The sequence below is a fragment of the Azonexus sp. IMCC34842 genome, assembly GCF_050368855.1.
In the GTDB taxonomy this organism is placed as follows: Bacteria; Pseudomonadota; Gammaproteobacteria; order Burkholderiales; family Rhodocyclaceae; genus Azonexus; species Azonexus denitrificans_A.
The window spans coordinates 1972092-1990276 of sequence record NZ_CP178449.1 but is presented as its reverse complement, the minus strand read 5'-3'; the positions used below and the strand labels follow the sequence as shown (position 1 = coordinate 1990276).

The window sequence follows — 18185 nt, the reverse complement described above, 5'->3', positions numbered from 1 at the left end:
CGAGTGATCCATTAAAATCGTCATTTTACAGGATACAGGACTGCAGCCGACGCATGGCCCAGGTTGAAAAAACAGTATTGATCGAGCAGTCCGCCCAGCGCATGTTTGAACTAGTCGATCGCTGCGAGGATTACCCCGCATTTCTGCCCTGGTGCAGCCAAACCGAGGTCAAGTTCCGCGATGCCGCGAAAACCGTTGCGACGCTGCATATCAATTACCACTCGGTTAAATCCGCTTTCACCACGGAAAACGACAAGGAATATCCGGTGCTGATGAAAATCCGCCTGGTTGATGGCCCGTTTCGCCGGCTGGAAGGTTCGTGGCACTTCCGGGCGCTGGCTGAAAACGCCTGCAAGATCGAGTTCCGGCTGCATTACGAGTTTTCGAGCAAGCTGTTCGAGAAGGTCATCGGGCCTGTGTTCAACCACATTGCCAGTACCTTTGTTGATGCCTTTGTGCGCCGCGCGGCGCAGGTTTACGGAGCCAGCCATGGCTGAATTAATGACAATCGAGGTTTGCTACGCCTTGTCAACAAAACAGGAGCTGGTCAGTGTCAAGCTGCCCGCTGGGGCGACCCTGGCGCAGGCTGTTGAAGTGTCGGGGCTGTTACAGAAATACCCGGAAATCGATCTGAAAAAAAACAAGTTCGGTATTTACGCCAAGCTGTCTAAGGCGGATGCGCTGTTGCGCGACCGCGATCGCGTTGAAATCTACCGGCCGCTGATCGCCGATCCGAAGGAAGTCCGCAAGCAGCGTGCTGCCGAAGGCAAGGTCATGAAAAAGGGCGCCGGTGATACCGACGCCCCCGAGGCCTGATTCCCGGCTATCCCGCCTACTTGCAGGACTCTGTGATGAACTGCCGGGCGCGCTCCATTTCCTGATTGCGCTGGTTGCCATCCATTCGCTGGCGTTCGCCTTTTTCATCGAGAGCGGCCATTGGTTGATTGGCTTCCAGGGCGAGGAGGTTGCGGCGGGCGCGTTCGCAGTTTTCCTTCGTGTCGGCAGCGGCTTTCTGTTCCTTGGCGTCTTTCTCGGCTTTTTCTCTGGCTTCCTGCTGGCGTTTTTTGAAATCCAGATCTTTTTCAGCCGTCGATTTCGGCGCCTCGGCTGCTTTTTCCACCGCTTTCTCCTCCTTGGCAAAAGCCGTTTGCCGTCCGCCGATGGCCCGTGCTTCCTTGGCTGCTACGCCCGGCGGCGGGGTGTCGGAAATCACGGTGCGGCCGCTGCTGTCCTTCCACTGGTAGGTTTGGGCATACGCCGTGACGAATGCGGTAGTCAGCGTGATTCCGAGGGTAAAAATGAGAGCGGTTTTCATGGTTATCGGGCTTTTTGAAGGTTTTCTGTATAATACGATTTTGTGACCTTGGATTAAAGGCAATGCGACTTTTGCAAAAAGCCCTTACCTTCGACGACGTTCTGCTCGTCCCCGCCCACTCCCAGATTTTGCCCTGCGATGTCAATCTGTCTACCCGGCTGACTCGCAACATCACTCTGAACTTGCCACTGCTTTCTGCCGCCATGGATACCGTGACGGAAGGCCGTCTCGCCATTGCCCTGGCGCAGGAAGGTGGCATCGGCATCGTCCACAAGAACCTGTCGCCCAAGGCCCAGGCGGCCGAAGTGGCGAAGGTCAAGCGATTCGAATCCGGCATCCTGCGCGATCCGATTACCGTATCGCCGCTGATGACGGTGCGCGACGTGATCGAAATTACCCGTCAGCACAAGATTTCCGGCTTGCCGGTAATCGACAAGGCGGGCAAAGTGGTTGGTATCGTGACCAATCGCGACCTGCGCTTTGAAACCAATCTCGACCAGCAAGTCCGGTTGATCATGACGCCGCGCAAGCGCCTGGTTACCGTGAGCGAGGAAGCCAGCGTCGAGGATGCCAAGGAACTGATCCGCAAGCACCGCCTGGAACGCGTGCTGGTTATCGACGATGAATACCACCTGCGTGGCCTGATCACCGTCAAGGATATTCTCAAATCGACCGAGCATCCGTTGGCGAACAAGGATCTCACCGGCCGCTTGCGTGCCGGTGCGGCGGTTGGCGTCGGTGCCGGTACCGAGGAACGCGTTGAGTTGCTGGCTGAGGCCGGCGTCGATGTCATCGTCGTCGATACGGCACATGGTCATTCGCAAGGTGTGCTCGACCGCGTGAACTGGGTCAAGAAGAATTTTCCGCAGATCGAAGTCATCGGCGGCAATATTGCGACGGCTGACGCGGCGCGGGCGCTGCTCGATCAGGGCGCCGATGGCGTCAAGGTCGGTATCGGTCCTGGCTCCATTTGTACGACGCGTATCGTGGCCGGTGTCGGGGTGCCGCAAATCACCGCCATCCAGAACGTTTCCGAAGCGCTCAAGGGGACCGGTGTGCCGATGATCGCCGACGGCGGCATTCGTTACTCGGGCGATATCGCCAAGGCGATCGCTGCCGGAGCCGATACGGTGATGTTGGGCGGTCTGTTTGCCGGTACCGAAGAGGCGCCGGGCGAAGTTGAATTGTTCCAGGGGCGTTCCTACAAGTCCTATCGCGGCATGGGCTCCCTGGGGGCGATGCAGGCCGGTTCCTCCGATCGCTACTTCCAGGAAACCACTTCGAACGTGGACAAGTTCGTGCCGGAAGGTATCGAAGGTCGCGTGCCGTACAAGGGCTCGGTGCTTGCCGTCATTCACCAGTTGATGGGTGGCCTGCGCTCCTCGATGGGTTATCTCGGCAGTCCGACGATCGCACACATGCATGACAACGCCTGCTTCGTCGAGATCACCTCGGCCGGCATCCGTGAGTCTCACGTCCACGACGTGCAGATCACCAAGGAAGCGCCGAACTACCATCTCGACTGATCGTTCCCGTGTCCCAAAGGGCGGCTCCGGTAGCCGCCTTTTTCATTGAAGGTTTTGCAATGGCTCACCAGAAAATCCTCATTCTCGATTTTGGCTCCCAGGTCACTCAGCTGATCGCCCGCCGCGTGCGGGAGGCCAAGGTCTTCTGCGAAATCCACCCCTACGACGTTTCGGACGACTTCATCCGCAACTATGGCGCCAAGGGCATCATTCTGTCCGGCGGGCCGAGTTCGGTGACGGACGGCGATACGCCGCGCGCTCCGGAGGCTGTCTTCCAGCTGGGCGTGCCGGTACTGGGTATCTGTTACGGTATGCAAACGATGGCGCAGCAATTGGGCGGCCAGGTAATGACCGCCGAAGCGGCCGGCAAGGCCCGTGAATTCGGTTACTCCGAGGTTCGTGCCCACGGCCACACCGCCTTGTTGAAAGACATTGCCGATTTCACGACGGCCGAAGGCCACGGCATGTTGAAGGTCTGGATGAGCCATGGCGACTCCGTGATGGAACTGCCTAGCGGTTTCAAGACGATGGCTTCGACACCATCTTGTCCGATTGCCGGGATGGCCGACGAGGCTCGCCGCTTCTATGCCGTCCAGTTCCATCCGGAAGTGACGCATACGCTGCAGGGGCGTGCCATTTTGGAAAACTTCGTGCATGGCATCTGCGGTTGCGGCACCGACTGGGTGATGGGCGACTACATTGCCGAAGCCGTTGCCTCGATCCGCGCTCAGGTCGGCACCGATGAGGTCATCCTCGGCCTGTCCGGCGGCGTCGATTCGAGCGTTGCCGCAGCGCTTATCCATCGCGCCATCGGCGATCAGCTGACCTGCGTTTTTGTCGATCACGGCCTGCTCCGCCTCAACGAAGGCGACATGGTGATGGACATGTTTGCCCGCAACCTCGGGGTCAAGGTCATTCGCGTCGATGCGGTCGACGACTTCATGGGCAAGCTGGCCGGTGTTTCCGATCCGGAAGCCAAGCGCAAGATCATCGGCAAGGAGTTCGTCGAGGTCTTTCAGGCCGAGTCGAAGAAGCTTCCGTCGGCCAAATGGCTGGCCCAGGGCACTATCTACCCCGACGTGATCGAGTCGGCCGGCAAGAACAAGAAGGGCGCCCACACCATCAAGAGCCACCACAATGTCGGTGGCCTGCCGGAAGACATGCACCTCAAGCTGCTCGAGCCGCTACGCGAGCTGTTCAAGGACGAAGTCCGCGAACTGGGGGTGGCTCTCGGCCTGCCGCGCGAGATGGTCTATCGCCATCCGTTCCCGGGGCCGGGGCTGGGCGTGCGCATCCTTGGCGAAGTCACGCTGAAGGCGGCACACCTGCTGCAGCGCGCCGATGCGATTTTCATCGACGAATTGCGCGCCACCGTGGCTACCGAGCGCGACGTGGCGGCCGGCGCCTGTACCGAAGCCGATGTCGGCAAGACCTGGTACGACCTGACCAGTCAAGCGTTTGCCGTCTTCCTGCCGGTCAAGAGCGTTGGCGTGATGGGTGATGGCCGCACCTATGAAAACGTCGTCGCGCTGCGGGCCGTGGTGACTAGCGACTTCATGACCGCTCACTGGGCTCACCTGCCGTACGAACTGCTCGGTCGCGTTTCCAATCGCATCATCAACGAAGTTCGCGGCTTGAACCGGGTCGTCTATGACGTCTCGGGCAAACCGCCGGCGACGATCGAGTGGGAATAACCACGGAAAACGTCGTCGTGCTCGGCGATGAGTTCTTCATGCGCGAAGCCATGTCGCTGGCACGCGCAGCCGAGTGTCTGGGCGAAGTGCCTGTCGGGGCCGTCGTGGTGCAAAACGGCGTGATCGTCGGTCGCGGCTTCAATTCGCCGATCGGCGAGAGCGACCCGACGGCGCACGCCGAAATTGCCGCTTTGCGCGATGCGGCACGGGTGTTGGGCAACTACCGACTGCCGGGGTGCGAGCTTTTCGTTACCCTGGAGCCCTGTGCGATGTGCGCCGGGGCCATCATGCATGCCCGGATCAGCCGCGTCATCTATGGTGCCCGTGATCCGAAAACCGGCGTGCATGGCAGCGTTGTGGACCTGTTTGGCGTCGAGCGTCTGAATCACCATGCCACCGTCGATGGCGGTGTGCTGGCCGAGGAATGCAGCCAGATGCTGTCGCAGTTCTTTGCCGACCGGCGCAAAAAAACACAATGAAACTGCTCGTTTCGGTGGCGCGCCAGATGCTGACCGTGTTCGACGATCACGGGGTCGTTCTCCGCGAGTACCCGGTTTCCACGGCTAAGGCTGGCGTCGGTGAAATTTCCGGCAGTTATCAGACGCCGCGCGGCCGCCATCTGATTCGGGCCAAAATCGGCGCCGGGCAGCCGGAAAACACCGTTTTTGTTCGTCGCCGTCCGACCGGCGAGTTATGGACGCCGGAACTTGCCGGGCAGTTCCCCGGCCGGGACTGGATACTGACCCGCATACTCTGGCTTTCCGGTTGCGAGTTGGGGCGCAATCGCCTTGGCTGCGTCGATACCATGCGCCGTTATGTCTATATTCACGGCAGCCCCGTTGCCGTCGAGATGGGCTCTCCCGGGTCGCATGGCTGTATTCGCATGTGCAATGCCGATATTGTCGAACTGTTCGACAGTGTGCCGTGCTATAGCGAAGTGGAAATCACCGAAGACTGAAGTGCCTGGCCGTTGGGGCCGAAGCTTTGCTCATGCAGCCGGACCGTGCCGTCCGAATGCTGCCAGGCAAGCGTCGAGGCGCGCGTTCCGTAGCTTTCCGATTTGACGAAAACGGCAGACAGTAGCCGTTCCCATTCGAGCGGAACGCCGGTCTTTGGCAGGTCGGCATCGGCGACGATGGTTTGATCGCCCAGCAGGGCAAAGAAACTGGCTTCGTCGGGCAACTGCTGGAGCGCCGTAGCAAACTGTCGGCGAGCCTGGAGTAACTTGGGCCAAGGGCTGTCCAGCAGATGATTCGACAACCCGTAAATTCCTGGCGGTAGAGCACGCGGCTGACCGTCGCGGTTCGAACAATAGATCAATTCTTCGCCATCGCTGAGCAGTAGATTGAAGCCGGAATAGCGGCTGCCATCGATCCGATTGGCGTAGTCGCTGGCAGGAGATGCCGAAAGCAGGAAATTCCGCGTCAATTCGCCGCGCGAGTGGGTGCCTTTCGCCATGGCCGGTTCGCGGACATTGGTCACCGCGGCAAAACGGCCGGTTGAACTGATGCCCAGCCAAGTGCCGCCGGCTTCAAGATCGATGCCGCCGATGACCTCGGGGGTATCAGGCCAGCGCGCGGCATCTGCCGTTGGCCGGGCGTAAAACTCGTCGCGGTTGGCGGCAACCACCAGCGGATAGTCCGGGTGGCTACGCCAGCCGACGACGATCAGGCACATTTTTGCTGTCTATGCCGGGTTTACTGCAGCAGCCTGCACCAACGGGCCTTCGCGCGAGCCGAGGTGGACATTGTTCGAGAAATTGGATTGCACTACTGCGAGGGCCTCGTAGCCGCCAGTCGGCGAGGGGGCTGCGGTCATCACCTTGCCGCAGGCTTGGTCCGGGTTGTCCGGCGAGTGCAGTTCGTCACCGGCCTTGAGCGCCTGTTGGCTGTTCAGGCGAAACAGGTGACGCTTGACCTTGCCGAGGTACTGCGTGCGCGCGACGATTTCCTGGCCCGGGTAGCAGCCCTTGTGGAAGCTGACGCCGCCGATTTTTTCGAAGTCGGCCATTTGCGGCACGAATTCTTCCTTGGTGGCCAGTGTGACCAGCGGGAAAGCGGCCTGGATATCCAGCCAGCGCCAGGCCGGAACGCCGGCCGGCCGGGCCTTGACGGTGAGCTTCTGCCACAGTTCGGCCTTGGCCGATTCCGGGGCGGCAATGATGAAACGGCTGGCATCAAGCCGGATCACCGTGACGGCATCGGATTGCGCGGTCGTCATCGGCTCTGCCGGGCAGGGTAGTGCGGCAGCGGCCAGCGCTTCGCCGGCCTGTGGTCCGGACAGGCCGAGCAGGATGGTGTTGTCAGTCAGCGACGTTAGTTTGACCTTGGCGCGCAGAACGAACATTTGCAGGCGTTTTTGCGTCGCTTCCTGAAGGTCGCTGGCTAGCGCCAATTGGTAACTGTCGCCCGATCGCCAGGCGAGAAAACTTGCCTGCATACGCCCCTTGGCGCTACACCAGCCGGAATGCTGGGCCTGGCCGCCAGCCAAGTGGTTGATGTCGCTGGTGAACTGGCTGTGCAGGAAAGCCTTTGCCTCTTCGCCGCTGGCCTCGATCAATCCGAGGTGGATGAGCGGGACCAGCACGGTTTGCCGGCTGGCTACCAGTAGCTCCGCGGCGGCATCGCCAAAGTTGAGAAGTTCGGAGGTCTCGCCGTCGAAGACGCCGTCGGCAGACTCCAGAAAGCTGCGCCAGTTGGGGTTCATGGGGGCTCCAGTAGGGGGTTTGGGATATTATATCGTCCCTTATAACGTGCTCGTTCCCGACGGGCAAGACCCGCCTGCCAACGAGTTCTCGTGCGCCTCTTACTCAAAGCCCTTTTCCTGATTTGTCTTGTCTCCGGCGCGCTTGGCGGCGGCGTCTGGTGGTGGGCCAAACAACCGTTGACGCTGCGCGCCTCGCCGCTCGATTTCCGGATTGTCGCCGGCAGCAGCCTGCGCTCGGCGATTGTCCAGATGCAGGAGGCCGGGATCGAGGTGAGGCCTTCGCTGCTGACCTTGCTGGCCCGCTTTCACCGCGCTGAAACCGGTATCAAGGCCGGCAGCTATGCCGTGCATCAGGGCGTGACGCCGCTGCAACTGCTCGAGAAACTGACCCTGGGTAAAGTGTCACAGGGCGATCTGACGCTGGTCGAAGGCTGGACTTTCCGGCAATGGCGGGCTCGGCTGGATAGCCATCCAGATTTGCTGCACGAGACTAGCGGGCTTAGCGAAGCGCAGATCATCGAGCGCCTCGGGCTGAACGTCGTGCGCCTGGAGGGCTGGCTGTTTCCCGATACCTATCTGTTCGACAAGCAATCCAGCGATCTTGAGTTGCTGGCCCGAGCCGTCCGTGCCATGCAGCGTCGGCTCGATGAAGAATGGGTCGGGCGGGCCGACAACCTGCCTTACCGGTCGCCGCACGATGCGCTGGTGATGGCCTCGATCGTCGAAAAGGAAACCGGCCGGGAGTCGGATCGGACGCAGGTTGCCGCGGTGTTCGTCAATCGGCTGCGCAAGGGCATGGCGTTGCAGACCGATCCGACGGTGATTTACGGCGTCGGCGAAAGTTTCGACGGCAACTTGCGCAAACGGGATCTGCAGACCGACACGCCGTACAATACCTACACGCGAGCCGGTTTGCCGCCGACGCCAATTGCCATGCCTGGTCTGGCTTCGCTGCGCGCCGCACTGCACCCGGCCGCTTCCGATGCGCTGTATTTCGTCGCCCGGGGCGATGGCAGCAGTGAATTTTCACGGACGCTCGACGAGCACAATAGTGCAGTTAACAAATTTCAAAAGGGGGGGAAGTGAAAGGTAAATTCATCACTTTCGAAGGCATCGATGGTGCCGGCAAGAGCAGTCATGTCGAATGGCTGGCTGAAAGCCTGCGGGCGCGCGGTTTGGTGGTTCAAGTGACGCGCGAACCGGGTGGGACTGAACTCGGCGAGAAGTTGCGGACTCTGCTGCTGAACGAACCGATGCACCTCGAAACGGAAACCTTGCTGATGTTTGCCGCCCGGCGCGAGCACCTGGCCCGGCTTATCGAACCGGCGCTGGCGCGTGGCGAATGGGTGGTTTGCGACCGGTTCAGCGATGCCACCTACGCCTATCAAGGCGGTGGGCGCGGACTTGATCGAGCCAAATTCCTGACGCTTGAGCGCTGGGTGCATGAGCATCTGCAGCCGGATCTGACGCTGCTCTTCGACTTGCCGCTGGATATCGCCCGGGAGCGGATTGCCGTGGCCAGTCGCGTGCTGGATCGCTTTGAACAGGAGCGAGCCGATTTTCATGAGCGCGTTCGCCAGGCCTATCTGGAAAGAGCGCATGCCAATCCTCAGCGCATTCGGGTGGTTGATGCCAACAAGACGCTGGAATCGATTCGTAAAACACTTGAACAAATCGTTATAACGAATTGTTTATGAATGTAATAACACTTCACGAAAAGGTCTGGGCTGGCCTCCAGGAGCGACGCAAGCAACTGCCGCATTCATTGTTGCTGATCGGCCAGAAAGGGCTGGGGAAATTCGCGCTGGCTAGGCAATTTGCCGCCAGTCTGCTCTGTGAGGCGCCGCAAACGGATGGCAAGGCGTGCGGTAAATGCCTTGCCTGCAACTGGTATGCGCATGGCAACCATCCGGATTTTCGGTTGCTGCAACCGGATGCGCTGAATGATGAGGCCGAGGCGGAAGACGGCAAGAAAAAGGCAAGTCAGCAGATCACCATCGATCAGGTGCGGGGTCTCGACGAATTCCTGAACGTCGGCACGCATCGCGGCGGATTGCGGATTGTCGTGGTCTATCCGACCGAAGCGATGAATCGCAACACCGCGAACGCACTTCTTAAAACACTTGAAGAACCGGCACCAAGTACATTGTTTTTATTGGTTTCTAGCGAGCCAATGCGCCTGCTTCCGACGATACGCAGTCGATGTCAGGTCGTGCCGATTCCTCTGCCTAATGCACAGCAGGCTGAACAGGTTCTGGCTGACGAAGGGGTTGCCGAAGCCCGGCGCTGGCTGGCGCTGGCCGGTGGGGCGCCGGGGTTGGCTATGGAGCTGGCGGCATCCGGACAACTGGCCTGGCTGGAAATACTGATCAGGCGTTTGTCGGTTGGAAAAAATGTCGATCCGCTGGCTCTTGCGGCGGAACTCGAAAAGGCCGTCAAGGACAGCAAGGGAAAGCTGTTGCTGAAGAACGTCGTTGAAGCCATCCAGAAATGGCTGGTCGACCTGACGCTGGCCGGGAGTGGCATGCCTGTTCGCTATTTTCTGCCGCAGGCGGCCACAATAGCGAGTCTGGCTGATATGATTCCAGCCGCACGCTTGATACATTCCTATCGCGACATGATTTCGCACCGCCGGGAAGCCGAGCAACCATTGAATGCACGCCTTTTCCTGGAAGGTCTTTTCCTGGACTACCGAGCCCTGTTTGCCAATTGATACACAATGAGTGAAGTCAAACCTGCGCCCCAGCGCCCTAGCGTTCTCTCGCTGAATATCAATTCGAAATCCGCGCTGTACGCCGCGTTCATGCCGCATCTGCGGGCCGGGGGCATCTTCATCCCGACGACGCGCAGTTACAGCATTGGCGACGAGGTGTTCATGCTGCTGTCGCTGATGGATGATCCGGCAAAGTTGCCGATCGCCGGGGCGGTCGTCTGGATTACCCCGGCCGGGGCACAAAACGGCCGGGCACAGGGCATCGGTGTGCATTTCAACAATGACGAAAGCGGCCAGGAAGCACGCCGCAAGATCGAAGCCCTGCTGGGCGGCGTCATTCAGTCGTCGCGGCCCACCCACACGCTCTGATCTGTCGCCATGCTGGTCGATTCGCACTGCCATCTCGATTTTCCCGATCTCGCCAATCGTTTGCCCGAGGTTCTGCAGCGCATGCAGGAAAACGATGTCGGCGCCGCCTTGTGCATTGCCGTCAATCTCGAAGACTTTCCCCAAGTGCTGGCTCTGGCCGAGACCGATAGCCGCCTGTTTGCCAGCGTCGGCGTTCATCCAGAATACACCGACGTCGAAGAACCCAGCGTCGAGCAACTGTTGGCCCTGGCCGCCCATCCGAAGGTTGTCGCGATCGGCGAAACCGGGCTCGATTACTATTGGCAGAAGGACAAGCCGGAATGGCAGCGCGAGCGATTTCGCGCGCACATCCGGGCGGCACGGCAATGTGGTAAACCGCTGGTCGTGCATACCCGCGAGTCGGCCGTCGATACCTTGCGCCTGTTGCAGGAGGAGGGGGCCGAGGCGGTCGGTGGCGTCATGCACTGTTTTACCGAAAACTGGGAAATCGCCCAGCAGGCGCTCGATCTGGGTTTCTATCTGTCTTTTTCAGGAATCGTTACCTTCAAGAACGCGACCATCGTCAAGGAGGTCGCCGAGCGTTGCCCGCTCGACCGCCTGCTGGTCGAGACCGATTCGCCGTACCTCGCACCGGTGCCCTATCGCGGCAAGCCAAACGAGCCGGCCCACGTCCGTTACGTTGCCGAAGAAATCGCCCGCCTGCGTTCAGTTTCTCTGGAAACTGTCGTCGCGGCGACGACCGACAACTTCTTCACGTTGTTCAATCACGCTACACGGCCTTGAGAATCATGAAAAAAAGACTGTTGACCGCAGTAATCGCTGCCGTTCTTCCGCTGTTTGTCGCTGCCGCCACTTACGACGACCTGATCGGCTCGGCCAAGCTCGGTGACACCGCAGAGGTTGCCCAAATCGTCAATAAGGGCGCCTCGATCGATACGACCGATATCGATGGCAATACCCTGTTGATGCTGGCGGCGCGCGACGGGCATGCCGATCTGGTGGCTTTCCTGATCAAGCAGCGGGCCAAGTTGAATGCACGAAACTCGGCCGGTGATACGGCGCTGCGCCTGGCAGCCTTTCGCGGTCATCTGAAAGTTGCCGAGCTGCTCGTGGCGGGTGGCGCTGCGGTCAATATGCCGGGCTGGACGCCGTTGGCTTACGCCGCCTTCGCCGGCCATCTCGATATCGCCAGGCTCTTGCTGAAGGCGGGAGCGGAAGTCGACTCGCCGAGCGAAAATGGCACGACGCCGCTGATCGCCGCGTCACGCGGCGGCCATGCCGAGCTTGTCCGATTGTTGCTGGCGAGCCAGGCCGACCCCAATAAAAAGCTGGAAACCGGTGAAACCGCACTGGATATCGCATTGAAGAATGCCAACACCGATATCGGTGATTTGCTGCGCAAAGCGGGTGGCAAGTCGGGAAAGACCGTGACGATCGAACTGCGGTAATTTGCGGCCAGGAGCAGCGGAAAGCGGTCTGGCCAGACAAATCGAACTGGATTAATCGCCTGAGCGTTCTATAGTGAAAAGCTCAGGGAACGTTTTGTTGCCGAAAACTGGCTTCTGCTCAGGAGGTGCACTGCAATGAATGATCAGATTGCCGTCTTTTTGCCTGATTCGCTGGTGGTCAACGTACCTGAGATCGACGAGCAGCATGCCGAATTGTTTGCTCGCCTTGCCGGCTTGAAATCCCTCTGCATTGAAGCCAATTGTCTCCCGTCAGATCAGGCGGAGGCTTTGCTTGAAACATTGCGCATTCATTGTTCCACCGAGGAGGCCTTCGCTGAACGGGCAGGTCTCGATTTCACGGTGCACGCGAACAAGCATCGGGCAATGCTGAAAGGTATCGAGAAGACGCTCGCCCAGGTGCGTCAGGAGCGGATGGATATCTATAGCCTGATCCGTTACATCGAGTACTGGTTCGAGCGACACATCCGGGAAGAAGACATCGATCTCGGAGCGGAATTGCAGCAAAGAATTTTTCCGACACGCGAACAAACGTTTCCGGCACAGCTCGGCTGCGCCGAGATTTAGCCTTTACCGGCCAGCAAGCCAATCTCTCTTGCCGTTGCCGGTCCGATCACGGTGTCGGCCAGGCTGGCCGGGATTTCGGCCTGATGTTCGTCGATCGGCGTACGGCCCCCCATGATTTCACCCAAGCGCTGCGGCAGGCGGGGTTCCCGTTCCGGTTCGGCATAGCCTTGCGGGTAGAGCGGTTGCAGCGTCGCGAGATCGTATTTGTCGGTGGCGCCGAAGGTATGCAGCAGTTCGTGCGCAATGATCACGGCGTTTTGTTTTCGTTGCTGGCGGCTGGCATAAACGTGGATGACCCCGATCTGGCCCTTGCTCAGGCCGGTCGAGTGAGGCACGGCGCCGGTGCGTTCAGGATCATGGAAGAGAACGAACAGGCGGACCTGCGGCTGCGGTCCGCTGATCGTGTCATGCTGCGCGGCCCACCAGCGCAATTTCAGGCTCCACACGATGGTCTCGAAGGCACCCGGGTGACTTGGCGGCGGTGGTGGCCGATCACTGACCAGTGGCCCGAGCCGGATGGAGGCCGGTTGCAGCACCGAACGCCCGTATTTGTCGCTTTGCCCTTGCAGCCATTGCCCGATGTCCGTAAAGCTCTCGCTGTCCAGTTGTCCGATGAAACTGGCGGTGGTCGGCGAGTCATCGGCCGCAACCGGATAGAGGGCGACATGGACAGTGTGCTGCCAGGCGGTCAGCCGGGCATTGGCCCGCCACGCGCCAAGCCCGACGGTGGCGAGAACGAGGAGCAGAATCACGATGCGGAATTTGCGGAACATGACGAAGCTTTTTGAAGGAGGAATCAGGGGTGCTTGGCCGGCTCCTGCGGCAGCGTCAGGTTGAGTAGCACGGCAAGGATGCCGCACAAGCTGATGCCTAGCAAAGAGAAGCTGCCGATCTGGACGGCCAGGCCACCGATGCCGGTGACCAGCGTCACCGAGACGATGCACAGATTGCGCGCGCTCGACAGGTTCACCCTGGCGTCCATCAGCGTCTTCAGGCCGATACCGGCGATCGAGCCGAAGAGCAGGACCATGATGCCGCCCATCACTGGCAGCGGGATGGTTTGCAGCAGGGCGCCGAACTTGCCGACGAAGGCCATCAGGATGGCGAAGCCGGCCGCCCAGGTCATCACCACCGGGTTGTAGTTGTGGGTCAGCATCACGGCGCCGGTGACTTCACCGTAGGTCGTCACCGGCGGGCCGCCGAACAGGCCGACGACATTGACCGCCAGACCATCGCCGAGCAGCGTGCGGTGCAGGCCGGGGTTTTCGGTGTAGTCCTTGCCACTGACCGAGCCGATGGCAAGGATGCCACCGACGTGTTCGACAATCGGCGCGATGGCGACCGGGATCATGAACAGGATGGCGGCGAGATTGAACTCGGGGTGGCCGAATTCCGGCAGGGCGAGCCAGGCCGCGTCATGCACTCGCGTGAAATCGACGATACCGACGAACAGCGAGACGACATAGCCAACGGCGACGCCGACCAGGATGGGCACCAGCTTGAGCAAACCCTTGGCGCGGATAGCCGTGAGCATCGTCGCCAGCAGCGCAATCGCGGCAATGCCGATGGCCGTCTGGTAGGGGACGACCTGCTGGTCGCCGGCCTTGCCGGTGGCCATGCCGACCGCGACCTGGGCCAGGCCGAGACCGATGACCATGACGACCGGGCCGATGACGACCGGCGGCAGCAGTTTGTGAATGAAGCCGACGCCGCGCCATTTCACCAGGCCAGCGGCGACGTAATAAAAAAAGCTGGCCGAGGCCAGCGCGCCGAGCGTTGCCGGCATGCCCCAGGTCTGCACCGAGTAGATCACCGGGGCGATGAAGGCGAAGCTCGAGCCGAGATAAATCGGTACCTGGCGCTTGGTGCAGATCTGGAAGATCAGCGTGCCGACGCCGGCACCGAGCAGCGCCAGACTGGGATTGAGGCCGGTGAGCAGCGGTACCAGCACGGTGGCGCCAAAGGCGACGAAGAGGATTTGCGCGCCGGAAAGGGCGGTGCGCCAGACGGGTTCGTGCGGCGCGTTCATGCTTCCTTGGTCCCGAAAATCTTGTCGCCGGCGTCGCCGAGGCCGGGAATGATGTAGCCGTGTTCATTGAGATGGCTGTCGATGGCGGCGGTGTAGCACTGCACGTCAGGGTGTGCCGCCTGCAGCGCGGCGATGCCTTCCGGCGCGGCGACCAGCACCAGTGCCTTGACATGCCGGCAGCCCTTGCGCTTCAACATGTCGATGGTGGCGATCAGCGAGCCGCCGGTGGCCAGCATCGGGTCGATGATCAATGCCAGGCGCTCGTCGAGCTGGCCGACGAAGCGTTCAAAATACGACTCGGGCATCAGCGTCTCGTGATTGCGGGCGATGCCGACGACACTGACCTTGGCGTTCGGGATCAGGTCGAGCACGCCGTCCAGCATGCCGATGCCGGCGCGCAGGATGGGCACGACGGTGACCTTCTTGCCCTTGATCTGCTCGATGGCGACCGGCCCGGCCCAGCCTTCGATGCTGACCGTTTCCAGTTCGAAATCGCGGCATGCCTCGTAGGTCAGCAGGCGAGCCAACTCGGCCGCCAGCTCGCGGAACTTCTTGGTGCTGATCTCGGCTTCGCGCATCAGGCCGATCTTGTGCTTGACCAAAGGGTGGTGGACTTCAATCACCGGCATGGGGGATTCCTTACGGACGAATGGATGATGGACGAAGGGTATTCCATTCGCGCAGCGCCGCCCATACGGGAAATCACATACACGGCATCGGGAACGACCGAAATGGCCGGTTTCGTCGCCGTTACGCGGCGCGGTCGAGATGGATCGACAACCAGCCGGCGACCCGCAGCATCGGGTCTTCCTCGGCATCGAGGACGTGGGTTTCGTAGAGTCCGGCAAGATGCGTGGCGGCCCGCTGGAAGGCCGTGCGGCCGATCGTGTCAGCGGTGTCGAATAGCATCAGCAGCGGTGCCTCGAGCAGCTTCAGGGCCTCCAGGCCCGCTCGGTCGACGATGCCGCCATAACAGGCAAGCAGCTTGACCTGGGTGTCGCGCCGGGCGGCAGCGCGGATTGCCGCCGGCGTGGTGTCGCCGCTGGCGAAGATGGCTAGCGGGAGATCCTGCATGTCGCCATCGTTGCGGATCAGTTCGAGGATGTCGAGCAGGCGCTGGGTGAGTCGCGGCACGTTCTGCGTTGCATCGGCGAAATGCGCTTCCTGGGCCGACAGCAGTTGCATGCTCAGGACGCCGTAGCCGCGGCCGGTGAGATTGTCGGTGATGAGAATGTCGAGCGGTGTGTGCTGCGAGCGGGCAAGCAGAACGAGGCCGCGCGGGTGGTCGGGCAGTTCAAGCTGACCGTGGAGCAGGCCATGCGTGGTGTGAAGGCTGATGCTGCGATTCATGAAGTCACAAGGCAAGACGGACGGGAATGCGGCGTGCTCCGAAGGCGCTGCCGTTGTGGCCGAGTTGCGGCCCGAAGCGGCCGGCCAGCGACGTTGCGCAGTGCGGACAATGGCCGCTGGCTGTCAGGTCGTAGCGGCGGATGTCGTACCAGTCGCGGATGATCAGCGCGGCATGGCAGTTCGGGCAGAAGGTTGTGCCGCCCTCGCTGTCATGCACATTGCCGGTGTAGACGTGGTGCAACCCGGCATCAAGCGCGATGCGGCGGGCCTGGACCAGTGTGGCGAGCGGCGTCTCCGGCAGGTCGGTCATTTTCCAGTCGGGGTGGAAGGCGGTGAAATGCAGCGGCACATCCGGGCCGAGTTCGCGCGCTACCCAAGTCGCGAGTTCGTTGACTTCAGCCGGGCTGTCGTTCTCGCCGGGAATGAGCAGCGTGGTGATTTCCAGCCAGCACTGGGTTTCGTGGTGGATGTAGGCCAGCGTGTCGAGTACTGGTCCGAGGTGGCCGACGCACAGCTTGTGATAGAACGTTTCGGTGAAGGCCTTGAGGTCGACGTTGGCGGCGTCCATCACGGCGAAGAACTCGCGACGGGGCGCCGGGTGGATGTAGCCGGCAGTGACGGCGACATTGCGGATGCCTTGCTCGCGGCAGGCGAGTGCGGTGTCGATGGCGTATTCGGCGAAAACCACCGGGTCGTTGTAGGTGTAGGCGACGGCATCGGCCCCGTTCCGTCGGGCCGCTGCGGCAATGGCCTGCGGGCTGGCCTGGTCCATCAGGCGATCCATGTCTTTCGATTTGGAGATGTCCCAGTTCTGACAGAAACGGCAGGCGAGGTTGCAGCCGGCGGTACCGAAGGAGAGGATGCTGCTGCCGGGGTGGAAGTGGTTGAGCGGCTTCTTTTCGATGGGGTCGATGCAGAAGCCGGACGAGCGGCCATAGGTGGTCAGTTGCATCGCGTCATTGACGCGCTGGCGAACGAAGCAGGCGCCGCGCTGGCCTTCATGCAGTTGGCAGTCGCGCGGGCAGAGGTCGCACTGCACGCGGCCATCGGGCAGGGTATGCCACCAACGGCCGGGGTAGAGGGTGTCAACGGTTGCCGGCTGGCTCATGGTGCGGCCTCCTTCCATTTATTGACGCGGTAGCGTTCGAGCTGAACATTCACTCCCCAGTATGCGGCAGGCAGTCCGGCCTTCTGTTTCAGGTGGGCCATGAACTCGGCTGGTTCGGGCAACTGCTCCCAGACCTGTGGCAGAAAAGTCGAGCGATACTGGCCGACGGTCAGGATCACGCCGTCGATATTCGGCCGGAGCTGGGCGAGGGCGTCGGCCTCGTCGCGAAAATGCATCAATTCGGCCGGACTCAGTAGCGAGACTTCGATCCGGGTGATCGGCAGTTCCGCCTCGCGCAAGGGGCTGAAGCGCGGGTCGCGGAAGGCCGCGGCACAGGCGTTTTCCTGGACGTCGGTGAGCAGCGGGCGCCAGGCTTCCAGGCTGCCGATGCAGCCGCGCAGCTCGCCGCGCTGGGTCAGGGTGACAAAGGTGGCGCCCTTTCGGTGCAATTCGGGCAGGTCGTCAGAAGCCGGCGCGGTCTCGCCGAAACGTGCGGCGATGGCGGCACGGGCTAGCTGGAGCAGGGTAGGGCCGAGTTCAGGCATGATTTTCGTCAAACGAAAAAGCGGCGTAACCGACGACGCGCTGCTTGTCGCCGGCCGTATCGCCGGAGTTGCAGTGATCGATCAGGTGCGGCGTCAGGCCGCGCTGGCCAGCAACGAGCAGCAGACCATTGAGCGGAAAGGCCCCACAGGCCTGTTCCGGGCGGATATGGGTGTCGAGTTGCAGGATGTGCTCGCAGGTAGTGCGATCGACCTGGTTGGCGGCAGCATAGGGCAGGTAGTGCGACAGGTCGGAACTGATGATGATCAGCGTTTCCGGTCCGCCCCACAGCAGGTCGAGCACCTCGGCGACGGCTTGCGGCGTGGCGTGGCCGACCGCCAGCGGGACCAGCGTGAAGTCGTCGAGCACCTGTTGCAGGAAAGGCAGATGGACCTCCAGCGAATGCTCCTCGGCATGGACGTGGTCGCTGAAAACAACCTGCGGCAAGGCTGCCAGTTGATCCATGGCCTGCGCATCGAGCCTGACATGGCCAAGCGGCGTGGCGAAGGCTTCGCAATTGGGCAAGGCCAGACCGTCGACCGCAACGCGATGGGTCGGGCCGAGCAGAATGACACGGTGGATCGTCGAACGCCAAGGCGCCAGCCTGGCATAGGCCCGGGCCGCAGTTGCCCCGGAGTAAATATAGCCGGCGTGCGGCACGATCAGGGCCTTGGGTTGAGCGGCCGGCGCTGCCGGCGCTTCGTTCAGCAGCTGGTCGACAGTGGCGGCCAGCGTGCTGGCGCTGCCCGGATAGAACATCCCGGCGACGGCGGGAGGGCGGGTAATGGTCATGGGGCAC

23 protein-coding genes are annotated in these 18185 nt (G+C 61.3%); 13 read left to right on the top strand and 10 right to left on the bottom strand.

From position 1 onward, the window contains the following. Positions 1-53 precede the first annotated feature (53 nt). Together ACLIKD_RS09445 and ACLIKD_RS09440 are read left to right on the top strand one after the other, a co-directional pair. The gene (locus ACLIKD_RS09445) at positions 54-497 is read left to right on the top strand and encodes a type II toxin-antitoxin system RatA family toxin (RefSeq protein WP_428828327.1); all 444 of its coding nucleotides are present in this window, start codon (positions 54-56) and stop codon (positions 495-497) included. Next, positions 490-816 carry an RnfH family protein gene (locus ACLIKD_RS09440; protein WP_428828113.1) on the top strand — a complete coding sequence of 109 codons (327 nt, stop codon included), beginning with the start codon at positions 490-492 and terminating at the stop codon, positions 814-816. Before ACLIKD_RS09445 ends, ACLIKD_RS09440 begins: the two co-directional genes overlap by 8 nt. 16 nt (positions 817-832) lie before the next feature. Here the strand turns inward: ACLIKD_RS09440 and ACLIKD_RS09435 are convergent, their stop codons facing one another. Further along, positions 833-1378: a DUF4124 domain-containing protein gene (locus ACLIKD_RS09435; RefSeq protein WP_428828112.1), complete on the bottom strand. Its 546-nt coding sequence runs from the start codon at positions 1376-1378 to the stop codon at positions 833-835. Between ACLIKD_RS09435 and guaB the strand changes: the two genes are divergently transcribed. The 4 genes from guaB to ACLIKD_RS09415 are packed head-to-tail and all read left to right on the top strand — an operon-like array spanning position 1378 to position 5493. After that, positions 1378-2841, top strand: coding sequence for an IMP dehydrogenase (gene guaB / locus ACLIKD_RS09430; protein WP_428828111.1), 1464 nt, complete (start codon positions 1378-1380; stop codon positions 2839-2841). The two genes, ACLIKD_RS09435 and guaB, sit on opposite strands and share 1 nt — an antisense overlap. A gap of 59 nt (positions 2842-2900) precedes the next feature. Beyond that, the gene (gene guaA, locus ACLIKD_RS09425) at positions 2901-4535 is read left to right on the top strand and encodes a glutamine-hydrolyzing GMP synthase (protein WP_428828110.1); all 1635 of its coding nucleotides are present in this window, start codon (positions 2901-2903) and stop codon (positions 4533-4535) included. A 38-nt stretch (positions 4536-4573) separates the two neighbouring features. After that, positions 4574-5014, top strand: coding sequence for a tRNA adenosine(34) deaminase TadA (gene tadA / locus ACLIKD_RS09420; RefSeq protein WP_428828326.1), 441 nt, complete (start codon positions 4574-4576; stop codon positions 5012-5014). After that, complete coding sequence (locus ACLIKD_RS09415; RefSeq protein ID WP_428828109.1) at positions 5011-5493, top strand: L,D-transpeptidase family protein; 483 nt, start codon at positions 5011-5013, stop codon at positions 5491-5493. Before tadA ends, ACLIKD_RS09415 begins: the two co-directional genes overlap by 4 nt. On the opposite strand, the gene ACLIKD_RS09410 is transcribed toward ACLIKD_RS09415, so the two are convergent. After that, on the bottom strand, positions 5463-6212 hold the full coding sequence (locus ACLIKD_RS09410; RefSeq protein WP_428828108.1) for an NRDE family protein: 750 nt from the start codon (positions 6210-6212) through the stop codon (positions 5463-5465). The genes ACLIKD_RS09415 and ACLIKD_RS09410 overlap by 31 nt on opposite strands. 9 nt (positions 6213-6221) lie before the next feature. Beyond that, complete coding sequence (locus tag ACLIKD_RS09405; protein WP_428828107.1) at positions 6222-7241, bottom strand: YgfZ/GcvT domain-containing protein; 1020 nt, start codon at positions 7239-7241, stop codon at positions 6222-6224. A 90-nt stretch (positions 7242-7331) separates the two neighbouring features. On the opposite strand from ACLIKD_RS09405, the gene mltG reads away from it, so the two are divergent. From mltG to ACLIKD_RS09370, 7 genes are all read left to right on the top strand, one after another. Then, positions 7332-8327 (top strand): endolytic transglycosylase MltG, encoded by a 996-nt coding sequence (gene mltG / locus ACLIKD_RS09400; RefSeq protein WP_428828106.1) that lies wholly within the window; start codon positions 7332-7334, stop codon positions 8325-8327. Continuing rightward, positions 8324-8938, top strand: a complete 615-nt coding sequence (gene tmk / locus ACLIKD_RS09395) for a dTMP kinase (protein ID WP_428828105.1) — start codon at positions 8324-8326, stop codon at positions 8936-8938. The genes mltG and tmk overlap by 4 nt, the downstream gene beginning before the upstream one ends. Positions 8939-9009: 71 nt before the next feature. Next, positions 9010-9954 (top strand): DNA polymerase III subunit delta', encoded by a 945-nt coding sequence (gene holB / locus ACLIKD_RS09390; protein WP_428828104.1) that lies wholly within the window; start codon positions 9010-9012, stop codon positions 9952-9954. Positions 9955-9960: 6 nt separating this feature from the next. Continuing rightward, positions 9961-10323, top strand: coding sequence for a PilZ domain-containing protein (locus ACLIKD_RS09385; RefSeq protein ID WP_226415352.1), 363 nt, complete (start codon positions 9961-9963; stop codon positions 10321-10323). 9 nt (positions 10324-10332) lie between these two features. Next, on the top strand, positions 10333-11106 hold the full coding sequence (locus ACLIKD_RS09380; RefSeq protein ID WP_226470862.1) for a TatD family hydrolase: 774 nt from the start codon (positions 10333-10335) through the stop codon (positions 11104-11106). Between the two features lie 5 nt (positions 11107-11111). Continuing rightward, on the top strand, positions 11112-11771 hold the full coding sequence (locus tag ACLIKD_RS09375; protein ID WP_428828103.1) for an ankyrin repeat domain-containing protein: 660 nt from the start codon (positions 11112-11114) through the stop codon (positions 11769-11771). A 135-nt stretch (positions 11772-11906) separates the two neighbouring features. Then, on the top strand, positions 11907-12356 hold the full coding sequence (locus ACLIKD_RS09370) for a bacteriohemerythrin (protein ID WP_428828102.1): 450 nt from the start codon (positions 11907-11909) through the stop codon (positions 12354-12356). Here ACLIKD_RS09370 and ACLIKD_RS09365 read toward each other — a convergent pair. The 7 genes from ACLIKD_RS09365 to amrB form a co-directional block, all read right to left on the bottom strand. Beyond that, positions 12353-13129, bottom strand: coding sequence for a hypothetical protein (locus ACLIKD_RS09365; RefSeq protein WP_428828101.1), 777 nt, complete (start codon positions 13127-13129; stop codon positions 12353-12355). The two genes, ACLIKD_RS09370 and ACLIKD_RS09365, sit on opposite strands and share 4 nt — an antisense overlap. A gap of 23 nt (positions 13130-13152) precedes the next feature. After that, positions 13153-14385: a uracil-xanthine permease family protein gene (locus ACLIKD_RS09360; protein WP_428828100.1), complete on the bottom strand. Its 1233-nt coding sequence runs from the start codon at positions 14383-14385 to the stop codon at positions 13153-13155. Then, positions 14382-15014, bottom strand: coding sequence for a uracil phosphoribosyltransferase (gene upp, locus ACLIKD_RS09355; RefSeq protein ID WP_428828099.1), 633 nt, complete (start codon positions 15012-15014; stop codon positions 14382-14384). Before upp ends, ACLIKD_RS09360 begins: the two co-directional genes overlap by 4 nt. Positions 15015-15135: 121 nt before the next feature. Then, on the bottom strand, positions 15136-15735 hold the full coding sequence (locus ACLIKD_RS09350) for a hypothetical protein (protein ID WP_428828098.1): 600 nt from the start codon (positions 15733-15735) through the stop codon (positions 15136-15138). A 4-nt stretch (positions 15736-15739) separates the two neighbouring features. Next, on the bottom strand, positions 15740-16843 hold the full coding sequence (gene amrS / locus ACLIKD_RS09345; protein ID WP_428828097.1) for an AmmeMemoRadiSam system radical SAM enzyme: 1104 nt from the start codon (positions 16841-16843) through the stop codon (positions 15740-15742). Further along, positions 16840-17388: an AmmeMemoRadiSam system protein A gene (amrA, locus tag ACLIKD_RS09340; RefSeq protein WP_428828096.1), complete on the bottom strand. Its 549-nt coding sequence runs from the start codon at positions 17386-17388 to the stop codon at positions 16840-16842. Before amrA ends, amrS begins: the two co-directional genes overlap by 4 nt. Beyond that, positions 17381-18178, bottom strand: coding sequence for an AmmeMemoRadiSam system protein B (gene amrB / locus ACLIKD_RS09335; RefSeq protein ID WP_428828095.1), 798 nt, complete (start codon positions 18176-18178; stop codon positions 17381-17383). The genes amrA and amrB overlap by 8 nt, the downstream gene beginning before the upstream one ends. Positions 18179-18185: the final 7 nt, after the last annotated feature.